Source organism: Vicinamibacterales bacterium, assembly GCA_036504215.1.
Lineage (GTDB): Bacteria > Acidobacteriota > Vicinamibacteria > Vicinamibacterales > Fen-181 > FEN-299.
On record DASXVO010000057.1, the window covers coordinates 1 to 26,725 of the forward strand.

Genomic DNA, 26,725 nt, shown 5'->3' on the forward strand with positions numbered 1-26,725 from the left:
GTCTCGCAATCCCCCGCCTGACTGCACGACTGCGAGCCCGGCTTTGGGCCGGGCGCGCCCAGGTTGACCAACTGTCCGGGTTCGGGCACCGGCAGCGGGCGGAGCAGCATCTGGTCGAAGAGCGAGAAGATCGCCGTATTCGCCCCGATTCCGAGCGCGAGGGACACGATGGCGATGATCGTGACGAGTGGCGTACGAAACAGCGACCGGAGGGCGAAGGGAAGGCGGATCTTGACCATGATGGCTTAGACGGAACGGTGCGGGGTTTTGTTTGCTGTGAATCGCAGCAAGCGCGACGGCGGCCGGCATCACGGAACCGCTCGATGTCGGACGGCCGGCGGCGGATCGGGGACGGGTATAGGATCTGCCCATGCGCACGCTCGAAGGTCTCTGGCTGGATCGGACGGCCCGCGCCACGCTGCAGGATCAGTTGGCGAGGCAGATCAAGGAGTTGATTCAGCGGGGCGTCATCGCGCCGGGAGAGGCACTGCCCTCCACTCGGGAGTTGGCGACCGGGTTGAAAGTGTCGCGCAACACCGCGGTCTACGCGTATGACCGGCTGACGAGCGAGGGGTACCTCGAATCGCTGTCGCGGTCCGGCGTTTTCGTCAGCTCCTCGATCACGCTCTCTCGGCACTCGAAGTGGCCGCCCGGATCGATGAGCACATCCTTGCGCTCGCGGGTGGCACCACTCGCCATCCAGCTCGGAGCCCCTGCGCCCTTTCGACCGTGTCAACCCGACGTGGCGCTGTTTCCGCTCCTGATCTGGAACCGAATGCGCGGCCGAATCCTGCGAAGGGAGGGCAGGAACGTCCTGCACTACCAGGCGGCCTGCATCTCGGGCCTGCCCGCGCTCCGAGAGAACGTGGCCGCGTACCTGCGGGACAGCCGGGGTGTCCGGTGCGATGGGCGCCAGGTGGTCATCACGTCCGGCTCGCAGCAGGCGTTGTTCATCCTGGCTACACTGCTGTTGCGCCCGAGCGACCAGGTGTACATGGAAGACCCCGGCTACGTGGAAGCGCGGCTAGCCTGGCAGAGCGCCGGCGCGCGCATCCGGCCCGGGATCGTGGATGAACAGGGGCTCCGCCTGCCGGGGACACGTGCGGGCAGGGTTTCGCTCATCTACACCACGCCGTCGCGGCAGTTCCCGACCGGCGTGTCGTTGTCGCTCGCGCGACGTCTCGCGCTCATCGACTTCGCTGGCCGGACGAAATCCTGGGTCATCGAGGACGACTACGACTCGGAACTCCGCTACAGTGCGCCGCCGCTCCCCAGCCTGCAGAGCCTGGACCGAAGCGGCCGCGTCATCTACGTCGGCACGTTCAGCAAGCTGCTGTTCCCGTCGCTGCGCCTTGGCTACGCCGTGATACCCGAGCCGCTGCTGGACGGGTTCAACGAACTGAAGCACCTCATCGACGACCACCTGCCCCTCATCGATCAGGCCACGTTGGCCGAGTTCCTCGAGAGCGGCGCGTTCTACTCGCACATCCGCCGGTGCCGCAAGGCCTACGCCGAACGCCAGGCACTGTTCCTGCGCCTCTTCAAAGCCTCGGACCTCCCGCTTCGGTTCGAACACACGGACGGCGGCATGAACCTCACCGGCTTCCTGCCGGCGGGTACCGACGACGCGGCGTGGTCGGAGAAGCTGGGCCGGGCAGGCTTCGACGTGCCGCCGCTGTCGCGGTACGCCCTCGGCGCCACCAGACCGGGGCTCGTCTTCGGGTTCACCGCGTTCAGCCCCGACCTCATCCAGTCGTCCTTCGAGCGCATGTGCGCCGTCCTCCTGAGCGCGGGCCTCGTGACGCGGGCTGCCGGTCAGGACGCACCCTCCGACGTCCGGACCGAGCGGGCGGTCCGCCGCTCGAGGGCTCGGAACAGGAAGTAGAGCGGCACCCCGGCCAGAATCAGGCCGATTCCCAGAAGCGCCTGCCAGAAGTTGGCGACGAACGTGCTCACGACGATGCCGGCCGTCGCCACGAGGAAGAAGATCGGCGTCACGGGGTACAACGGGCACCGGTACGGGCGTTCGAGTTCGGGCCGCCGCCGGCGCAAGATGATCACCCCGGCCACTGCGAGGCCGTAGAAGATCCAGGACGTGAACACGTAGGACGTGAAGAGCTGCTGGAAGCTGCCGACCAGCGTGAACACGGCCGCCCAGGCGCCCTGCGCGATCGTCGCGACGATCGGCGTCCGGAAACGGGGGCTGAGCCGTGCGAACGAGCGGAAGAACAGGCCATCGTTCGCCATCGCCCAGTTCACGCGCGGCGCGCCGAAGATGATGCCGTTCATCGCGCCCAGGATGGATACGGCGATCAAGACCGACATGAGCAGGGCCGTGCCCGCACCGAACGCGTGCTCGACGGCCGCCGCCGCGACGCGGTTCGTCCCCCGAATCAGGTCCGGCGGCAGCACCGCGTAGTAGGCGAGATTGACGAGCAGGTAGATCGCGAAGGTCAACGCGGTGCCGATGAGCAGGCTCCGGGGGAGCGTGCGCGATGGGTCCTTCACCTCGCCGGCCGCGAACGAGACGAAATGCCACCCGTCGTACGCCCAGAGGACGGCAACCAGTGCGACACCGAAACCCGTCCACGACACGCTCGCCCCCGAGGGCGCCGCATGATCGAGCAGTAGCGCCACGCTGCCGCGGGAATACAGGAGGACCGTCATCACGCCGAGTCCAGCCAGCTTCGCCACGGTCAGCGTGTTCTGGACCCACTTGCCGACGACGAGCCCGAGGCAGTTGACGCCGACGAACGCGGCGATGCACAGGATCTGGAAGACCTTCTGCTGCGCGGGGGTGAGGCCGAGAAGCGGGGCGGCATACAGGCCAATCGCCGCCGCCAGCGTGGCGATACTGCCGGCGTGGATCAGCGCCATCGCGCTCCAGCCGTAGACGAACCCGACCGCCGGGCCGTACACCGTGGTCAGGTAGACATAGAGTCCGCCAGCCGACGGCAACGCTGCCCCGAGTTCGCTGAGCGCCGCAGCCCCGCACAGGCTCAGCAGGCCGCCGAACGCCCAGACGCCCGCAACGGCGGAGAGCGAGTCGAGCTGCAGGGCGATGCTGCCGGCCATCAGGAAGATGCCGGACCCGATCATGATGCCCATGATCAGGGACACGGAGTCCCAGAGACCCAATTCCCGGGCCAGACTCGTCACAGCCACCGTGGACGCTGAACTCGAATGATTCTGTCTCGTCATGCCGTTGGCCTCCGCCCACCGGTTGTCGCCCGGCTCACACGGGGTTCGCGTCCGGCCGATCCATGTTGTAATGCCGTATGAGGTCCGCGAGCTCACGGAGCGACGGCTCGGTTCCCTCGTCCAGGCGACCGGCAACCGCGAGCGCGTCCCTCCGAGGTTCGTCCTGCCCGAGCTTGAACTTACCCTCGAGGCGTTCAATCTCCAACTCGAAGCCGACGATGGCGGGCAGCCGGCGCGTCACCTCCGATCGCGGAATCTCGCCGAGACTCCAGCCATTCGGGATCGGCGCTTCCATGCGGGCCACCAGCGTCCCGAGGCTCGCCTCGAGTTCGGCGTCGCTCTGCAGCCGCACGTGGCCGTAGCAGTGGACGGCCGTGTAGTAGTACGTCGACGGCATGTCGCGGCCCGGGTACCAGCTCGGCGTCACGTAGGTGTACGGCCCCTCGAAGATGGCCAGCGTCGGCGCCTGCGCGGCCGCCAGCGCCTGCGCGTGCGCGTTCGCGCGGGCGAGGTGGCCCACGAGGAGGCCGAATCGGCCACGTCTGCGGTCGAGCAAGAGCGGCAGGTTGGTGGCGAGCGGACCGTGTTCGCCGTTGGTGACGAGCCGCGCCCACGGGTGGGCGTCGATGAGATCGAACATCTCGTCGTTGGTGCGCGGTTTCCAGCTGGATCTGACGAACATGGCGTCTCCATCACCTCAACGCAGGCCCGTGGCATCTTCGCCCGGGGACTGGCCCGAGGAAAGGCCCAGATACGGTCGCGTCGTTGGGTCCAGACAAAAGGACGCTGGCACCATCCACACGTCAACAACTGGCTCTTGTGTGATACCACAGGCGATGTGACTATCCGCACGATCGTGGCACAGGCGTCGCCGGCACCGGCTGGCGCGTGGTGGTCCTCATAGCTGTCGGAAGTTTGTGTAAGGAGCAGAACATGAGAGTCGCAGTCGCAGTCGCCCTCCTCGCGCTCGGGCCAGCTCTTGTGAGCGCACAGGCCCCGACCGGGGCTAAGCGGGCCTCGAAGCCAGCCACGGTCGCCGATGGCTGCCGCTACGACGCCAAGCAGCCTCGCGTCCGTTTGACGGGCACCGTCACCGACTCGTCCGGCGCATCGATCCCGTCGGCGACTGTCACCTTGAAGTGCGGCAGTTTCCGGCAGGAGGTCCGCACGCTGGCGGACGGCCAATACAAGTTCACGGTGCCGGCCGGCCCGTACCAGATCGACGTCGATGCGTCGGGCTTCGAGCCCACGGCGGAGACGGTCGACCTCAAGGCGCCGGGCGATAAGCGCGACTTCTCGTTGAACATCGGCGGCTTCCAGAGCATCGTCACGGTGACCGCGCAGGGAGGGTTCGTCGCCACGACGTCGACGGCCGCCACGAAGACGGGCGCGCCGCTCATCGAAATCGCCCAGTCGGTCTCGGTCGTGACCCTGGACCAGATGACGTCGCGTAACATCCAGACGGTCAACGAGGCCATTGAGTACAGCGGCAGCGTCAGCGTCGACACCTACGGCACCGACGCGCGGTTCGACTACATCAACATCCGCGGCTTCAACCAGTCCACCTACGGCCTGTTCCGCGACAACTCCCGCTGGCAGAGCGGGACGGTCTCGGGCCAGGTCGATCCCTACCTGCTGCAGGAAGTGGACATCGTCAAGGGACCGAGTTCGGTGCTCTACGGCCAGAACACGCCGGGCGGCCTCGTGAACCTCGTGACGAAGCGCCCCACACGCGACACGCAGAACGAACTGGTAGTCAACTTCGGCTCCAACGGGCGCAAGCAGGTGCAGGGGGACTTCAGCGGGCCGCTGGACAAGGCGGGCCACTGGCGCTACCGGGTGGTCGGACTGTTCCGCGACAGCGACACGCAGGTGGACTACGTGCCGGACAACCGGAAGATGATCGCCCCGGCGCTCACGTGGGCGCCGTCACAGAACACGACGTGGACGCTGCTCGGCGACTTCCAGCGCGACAAGACCGGCTGGGGCCAGTTCCTGCCCTCGCAGGGCACGTTCGTCTCGAACCCGCACGGCACCATCGCGAGGAACTTCTTCACCGGCGAACCGGGCTACGACTACTTCAACCGCGACCAGTGGTCGGCAGGCAGCTTGTTCGAGCACCGGTTCGGCGCCTTCACCTTCCGCAACACGTTCCGGTACTCCAGCGTCAGCTACGACGGGAAGGACGTCTTCGGCGGCGGCCTGAAGGACGACCTCCGGACGCTCAATCGCTTCGGTTTCGGCAACACGCTCGACCTCTCCATGTTCACCACCGACACCCATGCGACGGCGAGAGCCAAGACCGGGATCGTCGAGCACAGCTTTCTGTTCGGTGTCGACTACTCGCGTTCCGAAACGACGCAGCTCAGCGCGTTCGCGTTCGCCGCGCCCATCGACGTCTACGCGCCGGTCTACGGGTCGAAGGTGCCGGATCTCTTCACCTACGCCAACGTGACGCAGCCCACGTCGCTCCTGGGCATCTACGTTCAGGACCACATGAAGATCGGCAAGCAGCTCGTGTTCACCGCCAGCGGCCGGCAGGACTGGACGCGCCTGACGAACGAGGACAACCTCGCCAAGACGACCGACACGCAGAAGGCGAACAAGGCGAGCGGGCGCGTGGGAGTCAGCTATCTCACGTCCGTCGGCCTCGCGCCGTACTTCAGCTACTCCACGTCGTTCCTCCCGATGCCCGGCACCGACTTCTACGGGCATTCGTTCCTCCCGACCGAGGGCGTGCAGTACGAGGGCGGTCTCAAGTTCCAGCCCAAGAAGTCGAATAGCTTCTTCACGGCCTCCGTCTTCCAGATCGCGCAGACCAACGTCATCGTTCCCGACCCGGCCAACGTGCTGAACTACCTTCAGCAAGGGGAAATCCGGTCCCGGGGCTTCGAAGTCGAGGGCACGGGCAACGTGGCCGAGGGGCTGAACTTCCATGCGTCGTACTCGTACCTGGGCCAGGAAGTGACGAAGACGACCGACGCGCCCGTGCTCGGCAAACGCCCGCCGCTGGCTCCGGATCAGCTGTTCGGCCTGTCCGGCGACTACGTGGTGACGTCGGGGGCGCTGACCGGTCTCGGCGTGGGCTTCGGCGTGCGCTACGTGGGCACGATGGCCGGCGACGCCACCAACACCATCGAGGTGCCGTCCTACACGCTGCTCGACATGTCGGCGCGGTATCTCTGGAAGGCGATGGAGTTCCAGCTGACCGCGACCAACCTGACCGACAAGGCCTACGTGGCGGTGTGCACGTCGGCCTCGTACTGCAACTACGGATCGGCCCGGAAGATCATCGGGTCCATCCGCTACCGTTGGCAGAAGTGGTAGGTCGTCGCGATGCGCGGTGAGGATCTCGACCCCGAGATCAGAGAGTTCGTCCGCCGGATGGGCGAGGCCTGGGCGCAACACCAGGGCCTCGCCTCGGCCTCCCCCTCCGAGGCGCGTCGCATCGCCGATCAGGTGCGCGCGCCCTGGACGCGGGGCGGGCCCGTCATGGCCGCGGTGACGGAACACCGCGTCCCCTGTGGAGACGGCGACGTCCGCGTGCGCTGCTACGTCCCGGATGAAGCGGACTCGATGCCCGGCCTGATCTACCTCCACGGCGGCGGGTGGACGCTGTTCAGTCTCGATACTCACGATCGCCTCATGCGCGAGTACGCCTCGCGCGCCGGCATCGTGGTGATCGGCGTCGACTACGCCCTGTCGCCCGAGGCCAAGTACCCGGTGGCTCTCGACCAGGTGTGCGCCGTCGCCCGTGTCCTCGGCAAGCGGGGCCGTGAGTTCCACGTCGATTCCCGTCACCTCGCGATCGGCGGCGACTCGGCGGGCGGGAACCTGGCCACGGCCGCGTGCCTTCGCCTGCGAGATGAGGGTGACGAGGGCCTGATGCAGGCGATGGTCCTGAACTACGGCGTGTTCGATCGCTGGTCGTCGCCCGAAGCCCGCGCGCGATTCGGCGGCGAGGGATACATGCTCGGCGCTGACGAGATGGAGGCCTTCTGGCGCAACTACCTGCGCGACGATCGGGACGCGGCAGATCCGCTCGTGTGCCCGGTCAACGCCGACCCGAGTCGCCTGCCGCCGGCGTTGTTCGTCGTGCCAGCCTGCGACCTGCTGACCGAGCAGAGCCTGCGGATGGCGGACCGGATGCGGGCGGCCCACGTGCCTGTCGACGTGCGCGTGTATGCCGGCGCGTCCCACTCCTTCCTCGAGGCGGTGTCGATTGCTCCTCTCGCCGATCGCGCACTGGCCGAGTCGGCGTCATGGCTCCGCGCGGCGCTGAACGCGGAGGGCGATCTGTCGTCGCGTGCCGCAGGAGAAAGCCGATGACCTCTCGCTTCGTGATCGCCGCCGTCGCGGCCTGGCTGGTCGCGGCCGGCGCAGCCGCGCAGACACCTCCGCCGCCCGCCGAGCCCGTGGGCAGCAAACTGATCGAGATCTACCGCCTCGCCCCTGGGCAGCACGAGGCCTTCCTCCGCGCCATCGCGCAGTACGACGAAGCCAACCGGCGGGCCGGCATTCCCCCGCGCCAACTGTACGTGCACAGCGACGGCGCGAGCTGGGACTTCCTGTTGATCCAGGACGCCGAGTACCCGGAGGGCAAGGGCCCGCTCGTCACCAAGGCGTTCAAGGACCTGGGCCTCCCGTCGGGCCCGCGGTTCTTCACCGAGTTCCGCAAGTTCATCACCGAGCACACCGACACGTTTGCGAGCGGCCCGACGACGGCTGCCGCGTATCTCGCCGCGCTCGACGCCACGCCTCGTGTCGCGGCCGACGGTGGAGCCGGCCCCGACACCGCGCACTACGAGTTGACCAGGACGGTGGCGCTCGGCGGCACGCCGCGGTGGGACTACCTGCAGGTCGATTCGCCGGCACGCCGCCTCTACCTCGCGCACGACGCGACGGTGGACGTGCTGGACCTCGGCACCCAGACCGTGGTGGGCCGCGTCAACGGGCTCGCCGGAGCCCACGGCATCGCGCTGGCTCCGGGCCTCGATCGCGGCTACGTGGCCAACGGCGACCGCCAGTCGGTCAGCGCCTTCAGCCTCGCAACGCTCCGCATCGTGGGTGAGGCGCGGACGGGCCGCGAGCCGGACAGCGTCACGTTCGAACCGATCAGTCGACGGGTGTTCGTGTGGAACGGCGGAAGCCGAGACGTCACCATCCTCGATGCCGCGACGCTCCACGCCGTCAAGACCCTGCCGCTCGGCGGCACACCCGAGTTCGCCGTGGCGGATGGCCGCGGCGCGGTGTTCGCCAATATCGCCGAGACGCACGAGATCGTCCGGATCGACGCGGCGGGCGCGACAATCGCCGCCCGGCTGCCGATTGCGGGTTGCGAGTCGCCTGGCGCGCTCGCCTTCGATTCGAGCCTGCGCCGCCTGTTCAGCGCATGCGGCAACGGCGTCCTGATCGCCCTCGAGGCGGATACGGGAAAGGCGTTGGGTTCGGCTCGCATCGGACGCGGCGCCGACGCCGTCGTGTTCGACGCCGCCGGGTCGCGGGTGCTCGTCTCGAGTGTCGACGGCACCATCGCCGTGATCGCCGTGAGTGCCGACGGGACGCTCCGCGAACTGCCTGGCGTGCAGACGCGGGCGACCGGACGCACGATGGCGTTCGATCCGGCGACCGGCACGGTCTTCGTTCCGGCGGTGGACATCACCGTGGACTGGACCGGGCGGACGGCGTCGTTCGTGAAGGACGGGCTCAAGCTCTACGTGTTCGAGCGCCGCGCCCCGTGATTTCGGTTTCATGACACGACCGCCCCGTTCGCGTAGCCGACACGCGGATGGCTGCGCGGTTCCTGCCCTTCCCTACTCACGCGGCAATCGCCAGGCAGTCGCAGGACGCCGCGGTTCTCGCCCGAGGTGACGGCCGCAACGGCAGCGGCCGGAGGATGCACATGACTGCTCCAGCGGAATCCGACGATGCCACGCACGTCGTCCCGGTCGTGTGCAACCACGACTGCGGCGGCCGGTGCCGTCTCGAGGCCCATGTGAGGGGCGGCCGCGTCGTCCGCATCACGACCGACGAGTCGCCGGATCTCGCCGACAGGCCGCAGCTCCGCGCGTGTCTCCGTGGCCGGGCGATCGGCAGCCGGCTGAACGACCCGAACCGACTCCTCTACCCGATGAAACGGGTCGGCGCGCGCGGGGAGGGCCGGTTCGAGCGCGTGTCGTGGGACGAAGCCATCGACCTCGTGACCTCTCGACTGCAGCGGGCGGTGAAGACCTACGGTCCGGGATCGGTCTTCATCCACCACGGCAACGGCGACGAAGGCGCCATCAGCGGCGTGGCGGCGGCACGGCGCCTGATGAACCTGATGGGCGGCCACCTCGCCTACTACAACAGCTACACGTCCGCGTGCCTGAACTACACGGCTCCCTTCATCACCGGCCGGCGTGACACGAGTTCGTACCAGACCCTGCCCCACTCGAAACTGATCGTCCTCAACGGCTTCAACCCGGCCGAGACGATCTTCGAAACGAACTCCTGCCACTACCTCGCGCGGGCGAAGGACGCCGGCGCGAAGGTCATCGTCATCGATCCCCGCCTCACGGAGACTGCGGCCACGTTCGCGGACGAGTGGCTGCCGCTGAAACCGACGACCGATGTGGCGCTGTTCGTGGCGATGGCCCACGTGATCGTCACCGAAGGCCTGCAGGACCAGGCCTTCCTCGACACGTTCTGTATCGGCTTCGACGAGCGTCACATGCCGGACGGCGTACCCGAAGGCCTGTCCTTCCGCAGCTACGTCCTCGGCGCGGCCGACGGCACGCCGAAGACGCCGGAGTGGGCTGCGCCCATCACGGGCATCGATGCCGCCACCATCAGGCGGGTGGCCATCGACTACGCCACGCACAAGCCCGCGCAGTTGCTGCAGGGATGCGGGCCCCAGCGCCACGCCTACGGCGAACAGTCCGTCCGCGCCGGGATCACGCTGGCGTGCATGACCGGCAATCTCGGCCGGCTCGGCGGCGGCTGGGGCGGCGGCGAGGGCGGCCGCAGCCTGGGCCTCCCGATCGGAGGCTTCCCGACGGGGACCAACGGCGTCAAGGCCAGGATCCCGGTGTTCCTGTGGACCGACGCGGTCGTCCGCGGGACGGAGATGACCGAGCGGGACGGCGTCAAGGACGGCCCGCTCGAGAGCAACATCAAGTTCATCTTCAACATCGCGGGCAATACCCTGGTCAACCAGCACGCGGACATCAACCGCACCGTGGCGATCCTCAGGGACGAGCGCCTCGTCGAGTTCATCGTCGTCTCCGACCAGTTGCTCACGCCGAGCGCCCGGTTCGCGGATGTCCTGCTGCCGGCGGACCACTCGCTCGAGCGCAACGATCTCGGGTCGCCGTGGACCGGCGAGCGATACGTCGTGTTCGGCAACAAGGTCGTGGAACCGCCTGGTGAATGCTGTCACGAGTATTGGTGGCTGAGCCGCGTGGCCGAGCGGCTGGGACTCGAGCCGGCCTTCACCGAGGGAAAGACGCGCGAAGACTGGCTTCGGCAGATCGTGGCGGAGGCGCGGGCGGGCGACGCGTCGTTCCCCGATTACGACGAGTTGCGAAGTCAGGGCCTGTACCGGAAGACACCGGAACCGTACGTGGCGTTCGAGAAGGAGATCGCCGATCCGGCGCATCACCCGTTCGCGACGCCCTCCGGCAGGATCGAGATCTTCAGCAAGACGCTCTACGACATGCAGCACCCGGAGATTCCCGGGGTGCCCAGTTACCTGGCGGCCTGGGAAGGCCCCGAGGCCGACCTCGTCGGCCGGTACCCGCTGCAGTGCATCGGGCCGCACGCGAAAACACGGATCAACTCCACCTACGACGAGAACGGGTGGATGGAAGAGGCCGAGCCGCGAACCATGTGGATCAGCCGTCAGGATGCGGCAGCGAGGCACATCGCCGACGGCGACACGGTGAACGTGTTCAACGACCGTGGCGCCCTCCTCGCGAGGGCGCGGGTCACCAGGCGTATGCGGCCGGGCGTCGTCTCCGTCCCGCAGGGCGCGTGGTACACACCGGACGAGCACGGCGTCTGCCATCGCGGATCCGTCAACATCCTGACCAGTCAGAGGCCGACGCCGCTCGCGCACGGGAATGGCCAGCACACGATGCTGGTGGACGTGCGAAAGGCGTGAGAAGGGAGGGCGCGTGCCCGTCGGACAGATCGCATTCCTGGTGGACACCACCAGGTGCATCAACTGCAAGACGTGCGAGGTGGCGTGCAAGGACGTCAACGAGGGGGTCGTCGGCGTGCGGATTCGGCAGGTGCGGACGTTCGAGGGCGGCGAGTTCCCCCGGGTCTTCGCCTACGCGATCTCGATGTCGTGCAACCACTGTGAGGACCCGGCCTGCGTGGCCGCGTGTCCGGCCGGGGCATACACGAAGCGGGCCGGAGACGGGATCGTCGTGCACGACCCCGAGCGGTGCATCGGCTGCCGCTATTGCACGTGGGTGTGTCCGTACGGAGCGCCGCAGTACGACGCGACGGCGGGCAGGATCCGCAAGTGCAACCTGTGCGTCGAGGAACTCGACCGGGGCCGACTACCCGTGTGCGTGACTGCGTGCCCGATGCGGGTCATCGAGGTGGGCAGGCTGGCCGATCTCGAAACCCGCCCGGGCGCCACGATGCTGATCCGGGGCGTGCCATCGCCCGATCTCACCAAGCCGGCGTGCGTGTACCTGATCCGAAGCGAGGCAACCGATGTCCGCTGACGCGAGACCAAGCGAGTGGCCGCTCATCGTCTTCACGCTGGGCGTGCAGTTTGCGTGCGCGGTCCTGCTGGCCGCCGTGACGGCCGACGTGCTCACGGGCGCCAACCACGCCGGCGCGGCACGTCCGCTGGGCGTGATGGTGTTTCCCTCGATTGCCGGAGCGATCCTCTGTTCGTGGTTCCACCTTGGGCGGCCGCGAGACGCGTGGAAGTCGCTGTCGAATCTCGCGCACTCCCGGCTCAGCCAGGAGGTCCTGCTGACGGGACTGTTCGTGGCTGCGGCGCTCCCGTACAGCGCGATGTGGTACGGCGGCATCACGGCCTTGCGCCCCGCGTGGGGCATCGCCACGGCGATGCTCGGGCTGGCGGCGATTGCGTCGGGCGCGTCGATCTACACCGTGCCCGCCAGACCCGTCTGGAATTCCTGGTGGGTGCCGGCGTCATTCTTCGGCGCGACGCTCGTGCTCGCGGGCCCTGCGTTCGCCATCGTCGTCAACGCGTCGGGCCTGCGGACGGTCCTGGACGTGCTGCTCGCCGCGACGATCGTGGGCAGTGTTCTGCAACTCGTCTCCGCCTTCGGGATGTTGACCGTCGCGACCGCGGTGGCCGGCCGACAGGCACGCGACGCGGGCATCGAGGAAGCGCCGGCGCTCAACGGGGCCGCGCAGCGGAGGACATTCGCCCTTCATCTCATTCTGGCCTGCGTCCTGCCCGCCGCCGTCGCCGTGTGGCTCTCGACGGTAGGCCGCGAGGACGCCGGGGCCGTGAACCGCGGGATCGTCGCGCTTGCGTTCCTGTCAGCGGCAACCGGCGCCACGCTCGGAAGACGGCTCATGTTCACCCTCGGCACCTCGATCCCGCGATTCTGAGATTCCGGAAGCCTTGGGAACAGATTGGCCTATTTCTGTGTCGAATCGTTCTTCAGCACCAATCGTCCCAGCATGATATTGGTTGGCGGTGCCTTGAAGGCGTCTTCGCTCAGCGGAAAATCCGTCGTGCGGGGGAACCCCTGCGGTCCTGTCTCTGCGATGAAGCCAAGGTTACCCAACGTGTCCGGGAAGATTCGGAACCTCAAGCAGGCGCCGAAATAGGACGAGAATGAGCGTTCTTGGCACACGTCCCTCCGTCAAAGTGCTTGTCTATTAGTTGCCTGGAGGCAGAACGAGGACCTGTCCGATGCCAGAGGCTACTTGCGTCTCTGCAGCCGCGCGAGTACGAATCGAAGCCCTGCGCCAGGACTCCCCGGTCGGCGAGGTATTCGTGAAGCTCCCGGAGCGCGGTCTTGTAGAGCCAGATGAATGGATTGAACCACTGTCCGATGGCCGCACACTGGATGAGCAGGATGTCCGGGGAGTGCCCCTGGCGGATGTGCGTCCGCTCGTGCGCCACCACCTGACCCAGGACCTGCTCGTCGCCGGCCGCGTACACCCACAGCAGCAACTGCTGCCAGTCCCACGGGCCGTGGGGCACCGGCATGTCGTCGAACGCCCTGGCCGGCAGCCGCGGGAGGGTCTTCAAACCGCCGCTGGTCACCGGGCCGTCGGCTTCGCGAGGATCACTGTCGACCGCACCGTTCCCGCGCGGTCGTGGCTCGCCGTCACGGACACCGTCGTGCCCGCGGGCGCCGCGACCAGCCACTCCACCAGCCCGCGGTCTGGTGTGCCGGGCGCGTATCCCCACCAGGTCGCCGTGGAGCGCTGGCCGCTGCGGCCCTCCAACTGCCCGAGCGACCGACGGAGTTCGCCTTCGATGAGGCGTGCGCCGGATGGCAGGGCGAGTTCGGCCACGATCCCTCCAACGACATGGCGGTCGAGCGCCTGCTGCGAACCGTTGGTCGGGAGCCAGCCCGAGTTCTCCAGGGCCAACCGGACGCGCCAGATGTCCTGGCCGACCGGTTGCGCGACGAGCGATCGGATCTGGATTCGCGGCGTCGCCAACCCCAGGTAGATCAGCCAGTCGCTGTGCGGCGCCACCTCCTTCTCGAGGCGGTCGAACGGGATGTTGTACCAGTAGCGGATCAGATCCCAGCCGCCGATCTCGACCGGCCCGAGCTGCGGGTGGTTGAACGCGTGCCAGCGGACGAACCCGTCGCCGCGAAGCTGCTCGTCACTCCAGCGGAGCATCTTCACCTCGTCGTCCACCGGGTGGAAGCCCCACAGCCACGCCGAGGCGTTCGTGCCCTCCAGCGAGATGCCGGCCGCGCGGAGCGGATTCCAGAATTCGGTGATGAACGAGTAGATGCCCTTCCGGTCGAAGAGCCAGCCGAACGCGCTCGGAATGTAGGCGTCCTGCTCGGTGGCGCGCAGGTCGAAGTACGACATCGCCGTGTAGCCCGTCAGCGCCGCCCCCTTCGCGGCGAGCGTCGCGTAGGTCAGGCGGTCGGACGATGCCAGCCGTTCGCCCGCATTGACCGGCGGCGTGAGGACCAGCCCGCCGAACGTGTGGCACGTCACGTGGGCGACGATATTGGGACGGCTCGCGATGGCGGCGATGTACGCGGCCACCTCGGGCTCCGAGGTCGGGTATGGGCCCGCCGGTGCGCTTCCGCCACTCGACCGCTGGTCACCGGGGAAGTTCTGGCCGAAGTCCAGCGACTCGATCGGCGGCGGGTCGGCGATCGTCTCGCCGTTGTAGTCGGTGATCAGGCCCTCGGGCAGCACGCGCCAGTAGTCGCCGCCGAACTCGTCCGGCTGGCGAGGGACGAGCAGGCGCGAATCGCCCGGATACGACTTCCAGGGGCCGTTCGGATCGCGCAGCCGCATGAAGACCGACCGGCCGTCACCATCGACGTCGCGGGCGTAGAGGCCGGGTTCCTCGGCGCCGCGCCGTGACGGCCGATCGACCGAGCGGATGAACCGCCCCTCGGTGAGCGTCGCCTCGACGCCGTCCGGGGTCAGGCGCGGGAGAACGTAGACCGTGCGCGTGTCGAGCAACTGCGTGACCCGTGCGTCGGTGCCGTAGTCGCGCAGCAGCCGCCAGACGAAGTGGAGCGCCGCGACGCCGCCTCCCCACTCGGCCGCGTGGGTGTTGCCGTCGACGACGAGTGCGGGCTTCTCGAGCGCGGGACCGGTGGCGCGGTTCGTCAGCGTGAGGAACCACATCTTCCGCCCTTTTGGCGTCGCGCCGATGCTCGAGAGATCGAGGAGCTCGGGCCGCGCCGCTGCCCACGCCTTCAGGAGGCTGGTCAGCTCGTCGTAGCGAAGGATGTGATCGAAGGGAAGCGCCGGCAGTGCGGCGGCGGTCCTGGATGCGGCGCCTGGTCCCATCGGTCCGCCCGTACCGGCGACAGGAAGCCCGGTGGTTCCCCCCTCAACCGTGGCGAGCACGCTGAAGACGGCCAAGATGACAATCCGTGCGTTGATCTGGTTCATTGCCGTGTTCCCGCTCTGCGCTACCCGACGGTCACTGTGGAGTGGATTATGCTCCCTCGGCGTGTGGTATCAGTAAAGGCCCAGATGCTGCACAATCGGTAGGTCCAGCGCGGGCCACGTCGGAAGCGGCGGGGCGAGGCAGCGGGTTTGACAGCGGGTCGGGTGAATTATAGGATTTCAATATGAGACTGCGTCTCATTCCCTTGCCACTTGTCGCACCCGAACTCACTGGACCCCGACCGTGAACCTGACCCGCGTCCCGACCTACGTTCCGCCAGTCGTCGTGCTCATCGCAGCGGCCCTCCTCGTCGCCGCCGTCCTCGGGATCCGCCTCGACTTCCTGTCGCACCCCGACCCCACCGCCCGACCGGCCGGCTCCGGCGTCGCCGCCGTCGACATCGCCGTGCTCGTCTTCCGCGAAGGCCTCGAGTGCATCCTCGTGCTGGCCGCCATCACCGCGAACATGGTGGGCCCCCGCGCCGCGTGTCGCCGCCCCGTCGCCCTCGGCGCCGCTGTCGCGTTCGCCGCAACCCTCATCACCTGGCGCGTCGCCGCAGGCATCGTGGACGACCTCTCGCAGAGCGTTCCCGCGCTGCACCTCCAGGCCATCACCGGGCTGCTGGCCATCCTGGTCCTTCTCGTGGTGATGAACTGGTTCTTCCACAAGGTCTACTGGACGGGCTGGATTACGCTCCACACCAACCGCAAGCGGGAGTTGATGAGCGCCGCGACGAACGGCCCCGGTGCGACCACCCGCCTCTGGTGGGGACTCGGCCTCCTGGGCTTCACCTCGCTCTACCGCGAAGGGTTCGAGGTCGTGCTCTTCCTCCAGAGCTACAGGCTCAAGCTCGGGAGCGGATCGCTGCTCTCCGGGGTGCTCGCCGGCCTCTTCTGCACCAGCGGCGTGGCCGTCCTGACCTTCCTCGCCCACCGCCGCCTCCCCTACCGGCAGATGCTCGTGCTCACCGGCGCGCTGCTTGGGATCGTGCTCCTCGTCATGGTGGGCGAGCAGGCCCAGGAGATGCAGCTCGCACGCTGGCTGCCGACGACCGAGATCGCCTGGCTCTCGCGCTGGGTCCCGGACTGGGTGCGTCTCTGGTTCTCCGTGTTCCCCACCGTCGAGACACTCACTGCGCAGGCAATCGCGGCGCTGCTCGTGCTTGGCTCGTATCTGCTCGCTCGCTCCCAGCCGCCCGCACGACTCAGGACGTCCTGAACCGGGTCCCACGCGGGACTCCCACCAGGCGTTGCACGAAAAATGCAGCACCTCTCGTGACGCTCAGCCGCACCCCGCCGTATGATTGGGTGCGTACTGTCGCCCGCTGTCCGCTGTCTCGCCAATCTCGAGCCCAGCTCCGGTTGTCCCGGTTCCCTCTTCACTGGGGCGCCCCCGCCAAGCGGCGCTCCCCCCATCTCGCGACAGGGAGGTACTCATGCGCGCGACTTGCACCGAGAAGGGTTTGACCGTCAACCTGATCGCCGGCACGCACGTGGTCCTGATCGCCATGAACCTGACCAAGGCCCGGGCGACGGGACTCCTCGGCTTCTCCATCGAGCGCACCGACCACACCGAGGGCGAGAAGTACTTCCTGAAGAACTTCCTGCTCTTCAAGGTCAACGACACCGGCGCCAAGGCCGACCACTCGAGCGACAACAACCCCTTCCAGGAGTTCCTCTGGGGCGATTACACCGCGAAGCCCGAGCACACGTACACCTATCGCGTGATCGCGAAGAAGGGCCGCCCCGGCCGGCTGCAGCCGGACAACGAGGTCAGCGTGACGGTCACAACCGAGAGCGAAGTGACCGACGACCACGCGATCTTCTTCAACCGCGGCGTCGCTGCGTCGCAGGCCTACGCGGACAAGTTCCACAATCAGCGGCCCGAGAAGGTCCCGAACAACGCCGCCTACATCTGGCTGTCGCGCGGCCTCGAGGAGGCGCTGCTGAAGTTCATCGGCCAGGCGAGCGGGCCGGGCTTCGGCCTTCGCGCCTGCATGTACGAGTTCAGCTATCCGGAGGTACTGCAGGCCTTCGGGATCGCGTCGCGCGCGGGCGCCGACGTCAGGATCGTCTACGACTACAACGCAAAGACGGTGAAGGACAAGTCCACGGGCCAGAGCCGCACGGAACGCGATCCGGGCGACCGCGACCTGAAGGCCATCACGACGGCCGGCATCACGGCGCTCTGCACGCCGCGCCAGCAGAGCGACAACATCTCGCACAACAAGTTCATCGTGCTGCTCGAGGGCAACCGGCCGGTGCAGGTCTGGACCGGCTCCACGAACATCACCGAGGGCGGAATCTTCGGCCACTCGAACTGCGGCCAGATCGTGCGCGACCCGGCCATCGCACGCGTGTACCTCGACTACTGGAAGCGGATCAGCGGTGATCCCGGACCGAAGGCGTTCAAGGCCTACGTCGAAAGCCTGACGCCGGTGCCGGACAAGAAGGGCCAGAAGCCGCCGAAGCAGACGATGCTGCCGGTGCTGAGCCCGAGGCCGTCCATCCGCGCCCTGAAGTGGTACGCGGAGTTGATGGACGGCGCGAAGTCCGGCGTCTTCGCCACGTTCCCGTTCGGCGTGAACGCGGACTTTCTGAAGGTGCTCGCGAAGCGCCGGGCGTTCCTCCGGTACGCGCTGCTCGACAAGCCGAGCCTGGGCCGCGGGCCGAACCAGGTGGAGATCATCAGCCGCGACCCGAACAACCGGGCCACGGCGGGCACGACGCTGAAGGGCGGGCTCGCCCAGTGGGCCGCCGAGAAGCTCACCGGCCTGAACGTCAACGTGCCGTACATCCACACGAAGTACATGATCATCGACCCGCTCGGCGACGATCCGATTGTCATCAACGGTTCGGCCAACTTCAGCGAGAACTCGATCCTCCACAACGACGAGAACTCGCTGGTCGCGCGCGGCGACATGCGCATGGCCGACGTGTTCCTCGGCGAGTTCATGCGTCTCTTCAACCACTACTACTTCCGGGCCGCCGTCACCGAACCCAGGAAGCCGAACGACACGGCCGACTCCACGCACCAGGCCGCGGCCAACGATCCCGCAGGCAAGGTGTACCTCAAGGAGACCGACGGATGGGCCATGCGCTTCTTCGAGGCAAGCAACCCCCGGGCCAGGGAGCGTAAGTACTTCGGCGGGACGATTGCGATCTGACACGAGGCCGGGGCGGCGCAGACGGGCATCGGCCGTGGTAGCATCGGCGCTCATGACGCGCACATCCACCCGCCTGGTCGCCCTCGTCGTGCTCCTGCTCGCCGCCGCGAGCGCATTCGCCCAGCCGGCGCCACTCGCGCCCGCCGACCGGGATGCGTTCGTGCAGCGGGTGATGAAATCGTTCGACGTCCCCGGCCTCGCTCTGGCCATCGTCAAAGACGATGCCGTCGTCGTGGCCGGAGGCTTTGGCGTGCGCAAGCTGGGCGAGGCCGGGCCTGTCGACGGCAGAACGCGGTTCGGCATCGCGTCCAACACCAAGGTCTTCACCGCGGCCGCGCTCGGCCTGCTCGTCGAGCAGCGCAAGCTGCAGTGGGACGCGCCGGTCGTCACCTACCTGCCGTGGTTTCAGCTCTACGACCCCTACGTCACGCGCGAGTTGACCGTCCGCGACCTGCTCGTCCACCGCAGCGGCCTGGGCCTCGGCGCCGGCGACCTGCTCTGGTGGCCGTCGAGCACCTACGACCGGAAGGAGATCGCCCACCGCCTCCGTTACATCAAGCCCGCCACCAGCTTCCGAAGCGCGTACGCGTACGACAACGTGCTGTATCTCGTGGCCGGCGAAGTCATCGAGGCTGTGAGCGGCCAGCCCTGGGAGGATTTCGTCTCCTCCCAGGTGCTCGCGAGAGTCGGCATGACGAATAGCAACGTGCGCCACTCCGCGGCGGCAGGCGGCGGGAACGTCGCGGCGCCCCACGCGAGCGTGGACGGCACGGTGCGGCCCATCGCCCCGTTCGACAGCGACACGACGAATGCGGCCGGCGGCATCAACTCGTGCGCCGAGGACATGGCGAAATGGCTGAAGGTCCTGCTGAATGAGGGCACGCTCTCCGACGGATCGCGGCTCTTCAGCGCCTCCACCTGGCGCGAGTTGACCACGCCGGTGACGCCCGAGCCCGTCGGCACGGCGCCGCCAGAACTGCCGGCGCTCCGGGCGAACTTCCGCGCATACGCGCTCGGCCTCGAGGTTCGCGACTTCCGGGGCTACAGGGTCCTCACCCACACGGGCGGACTGCCAGGGTACGTCTCGCGAGTCCTGATGATCCCCGACCTCAGGCTTGGCGTCGCGGTGTTGACCAACCAGGAGTCGGACGAGGCGTTCAACGCGATCGCCTACGCGATTGCCGACGCCTACGTGGGCGGGCCGCAGAGCCCGTGGCTGGAAGGCTTTCAGAAGATCCGTGCGCGAGGCGTGACTGCCCTCGCGGGCGGCGAGCGGAAGACCGCGACCGCGCGCAACGCGGCGTCGAAGCCGTCACTGCCGCCCGCCGGATACGCCGGAAACTACCGCGACGCGTGGTACGGCGACGTGACGATCGCCGAAGAGTCCGGGAAGCTGACCATCAGGTTCGGCAGGACACCCTCGCTCGTTGGCGACCTCGAGCACTGGCAGTACGACACGTTCGTCGCGCGGTGGCGAAACCGCGAACTGCGCGCCGACGCGTTCGTCACGTTCGCGTTGAAACCGGATGGCACGATCGACCAGGCAAAGATGCAGGCGGTCTCGCCGGCGACCGACTTCAGTTACGACTTCCAGGACCTGCTGTTGAAGCCGATGCGATAGGCGCCGATCAGGACCAGACCGCCCAGGAGTTGTCCACCGCGGAGGGACGAGCGGCGGGCCGGTCGGTGGGCCGCCGGGCCGGCCGTGCGGCGGGCTGCTTGCGCCTCGATCCTTCGGCGCTCGCGTCGAGGCAGCCGGTCCTCGCGAGAAGCGCCGTCAGTTCCGCGAAGACGGAGCAGGCTCCGTTGGCCTGAAAGTAGACGAGGCGTCCCTGCGCGATCCGGACCAGGAGTCCCGCGGAGACGAGCGTGGCCAGTTCGCGCTGGACTGCGCCCGGAGCCCCGCAGCGCCTGATGATCTCCCGCAGGTAGAACGTCGACTCCGGATGGCCGAACAACCAGCCCAGGACCCGCTGTCGTGTCGTGCCGAACAGGACACCGGCCAGCACCCGAGCATCTCCCCTGATCGGTTTTGTACCCATAATGAGTACTAAGTCTACTCCAAGTGGCCTCGGGCGCTCACGGCGAGTGACACGTACGCGGCCTCATCGGACAATTGCTGGTGAGGTTCGATCCATTTCGACACCGGCTCGCGATACGATGAGGGTTCCTGTGCCCCGGAGGCCGCTCGTTCGATGACTGTTCGCCCGTCTGTCCGCACATTCGACCGGAGCATCGTCGAAGGCCCGCTCTCCCGCGCGGTCTGGAAGCTCGCCTGGCCGACCATGCTTCAGAACGCCATCGCGGGACTCCAGGGCATCGTCGACCACACCCTGGTTGGTCACTTCGTCGGGTTCACCGCCAACGCCGCCATCGGCGTGAGCTGGCAGATTATCCTCGTCGTCATCACCTTCATTGCATCGCTCTACACCGGCACGGCCGTGCTGGTGGCGCGCGCCGCGGGCGCGGGCGACGCGGAAGGCGTCAATCGCGTCGTCTACCAGGCGTTTCTGGCGTCGTTGATCCTCGCGTGCGGCATCCTCGCACCTGTCGGCTACGTGGTCGCGCCGTACCTGCTCGACCTCGTCAACGCCGCACCCGAGGTCAAGCGGGAAGCCTTGCCATTCCTGCGCATCATGCTGACCTGCAACCTCGGCATGCTGATCTTCTTCATGCTCGGCGGTGCGTTTCGCGCGGCCGGCGACGCCCAGACGCCGCTCCGCCTGGGCATTGCCGTCACCGTGCTCAACGCGGGCTTCAACGTCGTGCTGATCCGCGGTCTCGGCCCCATCCCGGCGTTCGGCACCGCGGGCGCCGCCATTGGGACGACGCTCGCGAACTTCATCGTCGGCCTCGTCGGCCTGGGACTGCTCTTCTCGGGACGCTCGGTGATTCACTGGTCGCGCCGCATGTCCTGGCGTCTCGACTGGTCGGTCGTGCGAATGCTGTTTGCGTTCGGCCTGCCGGCGGGATTCCAGGGAATTGCCATGAACATCGCCGGGATGATGCTGCTGCGGTTCATTGGCTCGCTCGGCCACAGCGCGCAGGCGCAGGCGGCCTTCGCCGTCGGCTACAGCGAACTGTTCTCGCTGGTCACGTGGACGTCGGTGGGCCTGATGGGCGCGGCAGCCACGGTGGTGGGACAGAACCTGGGCGCGGGACGCCCCGAGCGCAGTGAAGCCGGACCGCGCATCGCCGCACGGATCGGCGTCGCGCTGGCGGCGACGGTCGGCGTGCTGTTCCTCCTCGTGCCGCGCACGCTCTTCGGCTTCTTCGGCTTGACCGACCCGATCGTCCTCGACCTCGGCACGCAACTGCTGCGCTTCCTCAGCGTGTCGGGCCTGTTCGTCACGGTCGCCCTCACCTACAGCGGCGCGCTCCAGGGCAGCGGCGACACCCGCAGCCCGTTCGTCATTTCCATCATCTCGCAGATCGTCGTGCCTCTCGGCCTCTGCGCCGCGCTGCAGGCCTCGGGCCGGCTGACGCCCGGCGGCATCTGGACGGCCGTCGTCCTCGGCCACATCACGCGTGCCGGCTTGAGCGTCTTGCGCTTCCGGCAAGGACGGTGGCGGACGATCAAGGTCGAGCTGTAGTCTCCGTGGCCCGTCCATCCCAGGTTCTGGCCACGGCGAGCAGCAGCGCCGTGATCGCGACGGCAAGCCCGCCGACGCTCGTCCACAGTGCGGTGCCGCCGCCGAGCACATAGAGGCGCGTGCCGAGGGCGGGCCCGGCGACGATGCCGACGCTGAAGCTCATGCTGAACAGCCCCTGGTAGCGTCCCTGCGCGCCCGCAGGTGCGCGGAACGACACGAGCGTGGTCAACGCCGGCATCGTCAGCATCTCGCCGAACGTCCAGATCGCCACCGTCAGCGCCACGAAGGCCGCCGATTCGCTGAGCGGCATCACGCCAAACCCCGCGGCCAGCAGCAGCGTTCCGCACGCAGCCATGCCGGTCCGCGACCAGCGCTCGACGGCGTGTGTGAGCGGCATCTGGACCAGGACGATGAGCGCCGTGTTCACGGTGAGCAGGACGCCAATCTGCGGCTCCGAGAGTCCGCACGACTCCTTCAAGTACATCCCGAACGTGCTGAACACCTGGGAGAAGACGATGGCGACGCCGACCGAGGCGCTGAGGATGCCGAGAAACACGCCGTCCCGCCACCACGCCGCGTGACCGTCCGAAGGCGACGCGGGCGCGGCGGTGGACAGGTCGGGCCGACTGGCGGGGAAGCACCACAGCATCGCGCCGGCTGCGAGCACGCTCGTGACGCCGTCGACCCAGAACAGCAGGCGGTAGTCCACTGTGGCCAGGAATCCGCCAACCACCGGCCCCACGGTGGCGCCGAGGTTGGAGGCCAGACGCAGCAGCACGAATCCCCGCGCGCGCACCGACTCGGGGCACAACGACGCCATCGTCGACGCGTTCGCGGGGAACAGGGCCGAGGCGAAGAACCCCCAGAGTGCGGTCGCGGCGAGGACCGTTGGAACGCTGTGGAGGTATGAGAGGACGACGAGCGTGACGCCCGCGCAGCAGAGGCTGAGCCGCTGCACGCGGAACGCACCGAGGCGGTCGGACAGGGTGCCGCCGGCCAGGGTGCCCACCAGCATGCCGCCGCCGTAACTGCTCATCGCGAGCCCGGCGGTGGCCACCGCCCACCCGAGCTGGCGCGACAGGTAGAGCACGAGGAAGAACACGACCATCGTGCCGGAGGTATTGACCAGCAGCACGGTGGCCAGGATCCACGCCGGTCGGGGCAGGCCCGCGAAGGAGTCAACGTAGTTCCGCGCGAGTCGCTTCAGCATGGCCTGCCCATCGACGTTCCGTCGCTACTTCTTCCAGCGTGGCACGCCGCGGCCCGGAGTCCACGGGGCGCCCGCCGCTTCGAGGCGATCGCCGACAGCCTTCAGATCGACCTCGACCAGCACTCGCATCTCCTCTGCCAGTTTCTCGAATCCAGTGGCGGCTATCTCGTAGTCGCGCTGGACGGTCGCGGTAATCGGGCTCGTCGAGCCCAGCTGACCGCTCACGCGATCCATCAGCGACGGCAACACCACTTCGGATCGCCTCGCCTTGGTCTGATCGCCCGTCAGCGTCATCAGTGCCGTGCGCATCTTCTTCTCGAGCGCCCGCACGTCGTCGCCCAGCTTCGGATCGGCCTTCGGCGTGTCGGTGAGCGCCTTCTTCATGAACTGGATGCTGCGGAGCGCGTCGTTGACCGATGCGGCCGCGCCCATCATCGCGCGCTGGAGCGAACCGGCGCGCTGCTGGTAGGCCAGGAGCGCCTGGCGGTTCTTCGCGTCGAGCGAGGCGAGCCCGAGCGACTCGACCGTGAACGTCTGCGGATCGCCAAGCGGCGTGATGACGCCGGCCACGCGTTTGGCGAGCGACACGGTAAAGGTTCCGGGTACGACGAGCGGGCCCTGCGGCGGACCTTCCCACTCCTCGCGCGCAGTCACCTCGAGTTGCGTCGGGTCGACCGCGGGATAGCGCAGGTCCCAGGCCACGCGGTTCAGCCCCTGCGCCGTCGGACCCGTGATGCGGCGAACCACCTGGCCGGCCTGGTCTGCGATGGTCAGGATGATCTCCGGCTTCTCCTCGCTCTCCTCGGTGCGCAGCGCGGTCCAGCCGGCAAAACCCACCGGCTTGCCAGCCTTCTCCTGCGCCTTCTCACGCTCGCGGCGCGCGTCCGCGGTGGAGCGGACGGCGTCCTTCAGGTAGTAGGTGACCACGGCGCCGAACGGCGGGTTGGGTGCCACGAAATACGCTTCGCCGAGCATCCCCTTCGTGCCGTCGCCAATCGGACGCTGCGGCACGTACATCAGCGCCTTCTTCACGCCGAACAGGAGCGCCTCCTTCTCGAGCGCCTGCTCGCCGATCGTTCGCAGCGCCGAATAATCGTCGAGCACGTAGAAGCTCCGCCCGAACGACGCGCCGACGAGATCGCTCTCGCGCTCCTGGATCTCGAGGTCGCGGAACGCAATCGTCGGCACGCCGCCCGACAGCTTGACCCAGCGTGTGCCGCCGTCGATCGTCACGTAGATGCCGTACTCGGTGCCCGCGAAGAGCAGTTCCTTCTTCACGTGATCCTGCACGATGGACCACACCCATCCGCGGTCCGGCAGATTCCCCGTGATCGAGTGCCACGTGCGGCCGCGGTCGTCGCTGCGCAGGAGATACGGCTTGTAGTCGCCGGTCTTGTGGCTGTCCACCGCGACGAACACGGCGTCTTTCTCGAGCCGCGACGCCTTCACCTTGTTCACGAAGAAGTTGTCGGGCACACCGGGGAGCCTGTCGATCTTCCGCCACGCCTTCCCGCCGTCTTCGGTGACCTGCACCAAGCCGTCATCCGTGCCGGCGTAGAGGAGGCCCTCCACCAGCGGCGATTCGCTGACCGTCGTGATCGTCGAGAACATCGACATCGCACCGTGGTGCCACAACGCATCCGCGCTCCACGTGCGGCCCATGATCGGCTGGTCGAGACGGAAGACGTTCCGCGTCAGATCCGGGCTGATCTTCGTCCAGGAATCGCCGCGATCCTCGCTGCGCCAGACATACTGCGACGCGTAGTAGATGCGGGTGTGCGCGTGGGGGCTGACGATGACGGGCGAATCCCAGTTGAACCGCAACGGCGCCTCGTCGGGCCCCGGCCGCGGGCTGATGTAGACCGTTTCCAGGCTCTTGCGGTCGAATCGCAGGAGATTTCCCTCCTGCCACTCGATGTACTGGGTGTTCGAGTCCGTCGGATCGATGGCGCACGCGTACCCGTCGGCGCCGTAGGTGATGATCCAGTCGGCGTTGCTGATGCCGTGGTTGTTCAGCGTGCGCGACGGCCCGAGCTGGCTGCCGTTGTCCTGCATGCCGCCGTGGACGTTGTAGAACGGCAGCGCGTTGTCGAGCGCGAGCTTGTAGATCTGCGTCACCGGCAGGTTCTCGAAGAACCGCCAGGTCTTGCCCGCATCGTGGCTCTCGTACACGCCGCCGTCGCTGCCGTTGAGGATGTAGTCAGGGTCGCCGACGACGAACGCCATCGCGTGGTTGTCGCCGTGCTTGCTCTTCTCGCCGACCGGCCGCCACGTCTTGCCGCCGTCGCTCGTCACCCGCATGGCGGGATCCATCTGGTAGACGCGATCGAAGACGTTCGGATCCGCGAAGATCTCCTGGTAGTAGTGAGGGCCGGTGCCGCCGCTGATGTATTCGTTCCGCTTCTCCCAGCTCTCTCCCCGGTCGGTCGAGCGGTAGAAGCCGCGCTCGTCTGGCGACGCCTCCACCGTGGCGTACACGACGCGCGGGTCGATCGGTGAAACCGCCAGGCCAATCTTGCCCTTGTCGCCGGCGGGCAGGCCGACCGTCAGCTTTCGCCAGGTCTTCCCGGCGTCGGTGGACTTGTAGATCCCGGAGTCCGGTCCCCCGCCCATGAACGCCGCCACGGAGCGCCGGCGCTGATAGGCCGCCGCGTAGAGAACGTCCGGGTTCGACGGATCGAGTTCGGCGCTCGCCACGCCGGTGTCCTTGTTGATCTCGAGCGAAATCGTCCACGTCGCGCCGCCATCGGTCGACTTGTAGAGCCCCCGGTCGCCGCCCGACGACCACAGCGGCCCCTCGGCAGCCACGTAGATCACGTTCGAGTTGCGCGGATCGACCAGGATGCGCGCGATGTGGTCCGACTGCCGCAGCCCGGTGTTCGTCCAGGTCTTGCCGCCGTTCAGGCTCTTGTAGACGCCGTCGCCGATGCCCACGTGGCGCCCGCTGACGTTCTCGCCCGTTCCAACCCACACCGTATCCGGGTTCGACGGATCCAGCGTGATGCATCCGATCGAGTACGACGCCTGGCTGTCGAAGATCGGCGTCCATGTCGTCCCGGCGTTCTCGGTCTTCCACACGCCGCCCGAACCGACCGCCACGTACCACAACTGCCGCTTCTTCGGATGGATGACGATGTCGCTGATGCGGCCCGACATGATCGCGGGGCCGATGCTGCGGAACGCGAGACCCGACAGCGCGGCCTCCGTCACAAGGCTCTTCGGGGAAACAGCGACGGCCGGCTTGTCAGACGACTTCGCAGCCGGTTTCGCGGGAGGCGTCTGTGGCGTGGGGTTCTGCGCCACCAGAGAGGATGACAACGCGACGAGGATGACTGCGAGACCCAATGACATCTTTCTCACGATGTACTCCTGGATAGAACCGGGGGAGGGCGAGAAAATTCTACACGGATCACAGGTGCTGAGGGTGCCAAAGGTGCTGGAGGTGCTGGGGGTGCGGTGCTGAGGGT

At 67.7% G+C, this 26,725-nt stretch carries 19 protein-coding genes; 11 read left to right on the top strand and 8 right to left on the bottom strand.

Going from position 1 to position 26,725, the window contains the following annotated elements:
* Positions 1-239 (bottom strand): hypothetical protein (locus tag VGK32_16860; GenBank protein HEY3383441.1); only part of this gene is annotated, 239 nt, incomplete at its 3' end.
* A gap of 131 nt (positions 240-370) precedes the next feature.
* On the opposite strand from VGK32_16860, the gene VGK32_16865 reads away from it, so the two are divergent.
* A complete protein-coding gene (locus VGK32_16865; protein HEY3383442.1) occupies positions 371-1,885 on the top strand; it encodes a PLP-dependent aminotransferase family protein in 1,515 nt (504 codons plus the stop codon).
* Here VGK32_16865 and VGK32_16870 read toward each other — a convergent pair.
* Positions 1,816-3,201, bottom strand: coding sequence for an amino acid permease (locus VGK32_16870; protein HEY3383443.1), 1,386 nt, complete (start codon positions 3,199-3,201; stop codon positions 1,816-1,818). The genes VGK32_16865 and VGK32_16870 overlap by 70 nt on opposite strands.
* Before the next feature lie 34 nt (positions 3,202-3,235).
* Positions 3,236-3,883, bottom strand: a complete 648-nt coding sequence (locus tag VGK32_16875) for an FMN-binding negative transcriptional regulator (GenBank protein HEY3383444.1) — start codon at positions 3,881-3,883, stop codon at positions 3,236-3,238.
* Between the two features lie 251 nt (positions 3,884-4,134).
* On the opposite strand from VGK32_16875, the gene VGK32_16880 reads away from it, so the two are divergent.
* The 6 genes from VGK32_16880 to VGK32_16905 all read left to right on the top strand — a co-directional run bounded on the left by VGK32_16880 (position 4,135) and on the right by VGK32_16905 (position 12,789).
* The gene (locus VGK32_16880) at positions 4,135-6,528 is read left to right on the top strand and encodes a TonB-dependent siderophore receptor (protein ID HEY3383445.1); all 2,394 of its coding nucleotides are present in this window, start codon (positions 4,135-4,137) and stop codon (positions 6,526-6,528) included.
* A gap of 9 nt (positions 6,529-6,537) precedes the next feature.
* Complete coding sequence (locus VGK32_16885) at positions 6,538-7,530, top strand: alpha/beta hydrolase (GenBank protein ID HEY3383446.1); 993 nt, start codon at positions 6,538-6,540, stop codon at positions 7,528-7,530.
* Entirely contained in the window at positions 7,527-8,942 is a 1,416-nt protein-coding gene (locus tag VGK32_16890) for a YncE family protein (GenBank protein HEY3383447.1), read from the top strand. The genes VGK32_16885 and VGK32_16890 overlap by 4 nt, the downstream gene beginning before the upstream one ends.
* A 161-nt stretch (positions 8,943-9,103) precedes the next feature.
* Entirely contained in the window at positions 9,104-11,344 is a 2,241-nt protein-coding gene (locus VGK32_16895; protein HEY3383448.1) for a DMSO/selenate family reductase complex A subunit, read from the top strand.
* Between the two features lie 13 nt (positions 11,345-11,357).
* Positions 11,358-11,921, top strand: a complete 564-nt coding sequence (locus VGK32_16900) for a 4Fe-4S dicluster domain-containing protein (protein ID HEY3383449.1) — start codon at positions 11,358-11,360, stop codon at positions 11,919-11,921.
* Positions 11,911-12,789, top strand: a complete 879-nt coding sequence (locus VGK32_16905) for a DmsC/YnfH family molybdoenzyme membrane anchor subunit (protein HEY3383450.1) — start codon at positions 11,911-11,913, stop codon at positions 12,787-12,789. Before VGK32_16900 ends, VGK32_16905 begins: the two co-directional genes overlap by 11 nt.
* A 202-nt stretch (positions 12,790-12,991) precedes the next feature.
* On the opposite strand, the gene VGK32_16910 is transcribed toward VGK32_16905, so the two are convergent.
* Entirely contained in the window at positions 12,992-13,453 is a 462-nt protein-coding gene (locus VGK32_16910; GenBank protein ID HEY3383451.1) for a M56 family metallopeptidase, read from the bottom strand.
* Positions 13,450-15,291 (bottom strand): M14 family metallopeptidase, encoded by a 1,842-nt coding sequence (locus VGK32_16915; protein ID HEY3383452.1) that lies wholly within the window; start codon positions 15,289-15,291, stop codon positions 13,450-13,452. The genes VGK32_16910 and VGK32_16915 overlap by 4 nt, the downstream gene beginning before the upstream one ends.
* 241 nt (positions 15,292-15,532) lie before the next feature.
* On the opposite strand from VGK32_16915, the gene VGK32_16920 reads away from it, so the two are divergent.
* The 3 genes from VGK32_16920 (at position 15,533) to VGK32_16930 (ending at position 20,076) form a co-directional block, all read left to right on the top strand.
* Positions 15,533-16,507, top strand: a complete 975-nt coding sequence (locus VGK32_16920; protein ID HEY3383453.1) for a hypothetical protein — start codon at positions 15,533-15,535, stop codon at positions 16,505-16,507.
* Between the two features lie 217 nt (positions 16,508-16,724).
* On the top strand, positions 16,725-18,455 hold the full coding sequence (locus tag VGK32_16925; GenBank protein HEY3383454.1) for a phospholipase D-like domain-containing protein: 1,731 nt from the start codon (positions 16,725-16,727) through the stop codon (positions 18,453-18,455).
* 52 nt (positions 18,456-18,507) lie between these two features.
* Positions 18,508-20,076, top strand: coding sequence for a serine hydrolase (locus VGK32_16930; GenBank protein HEY3383455.1), 1,569 nt, complete (start codon positions 18,508-18,510; stop codon positions 20,074-20,076).
* 7 nt (positions 20,077-20,083) lie between these two features.
* Here the strand turns inward: VGK32_16930 and VGK32_16935 are convergent, their stop codons facing one another.
* Positions 20,084-20,497 (bottom strand): hypothetical protein, encoded by a 414-nt coding sequence (locus tag VGK32_16935; GenBank protein HEY3383456.1) that lies wholly within the window; start codon positions 20,495-20,497, stop codon positions 20,084-20,086.
* Positions 20,498-20,650: 153 nt separating this feature from the next.
* On the opposite strand from VGK32_16935, the gene VGK32_16940 reads away from it, so the two are divergent.
* Positions 20,651-22,048 carry an MATE family efflux transporter gene (locus VGK32_16940; GenBank protein ID HEY3383457.1) on the top strand — a complete coding sequence of 466 codons (1,398 nt, stop codon included), beginning with the start codon at positions 20,651-20,653 and terminating at the stop codon, positions 22,046-22,048.
* Here VGK32_16940 and VGK32_16945 read toward each other — a convergent pair.
* Positions 22,032-23,258 carry an MFS transporter gene (locus VGK32_16945; protein ID HEY3383458.1) on the bottom strand — a complete coding sequence of 409 codons (1,227 nt, stop codon included), beginning with the start codon at positions 23,256-23,258 and terminating at the stop codon, positions 22,032-22,034. The two genes, VGK32_16940 and VGK32_16945, sit on opposite strands and share 17 nt — an antisense overlap.
* 24 nt (positions 23,259-23,282) lie before the next feature.
* The gene (locus VGK32_16950; protein ID HEY3383459.1) at positions 23,283-26,618 is read right to left on the bottom strand and encodes a hypothetical protein; all 3,336 of its coding nucleotides are present in this window, start codon (positions 26,616-26,618) and stop codon (positions 23,283-23,285) included.
* Between the last annotated feature and the right edge of the window lie 107 nt (positions 26,619-26,725).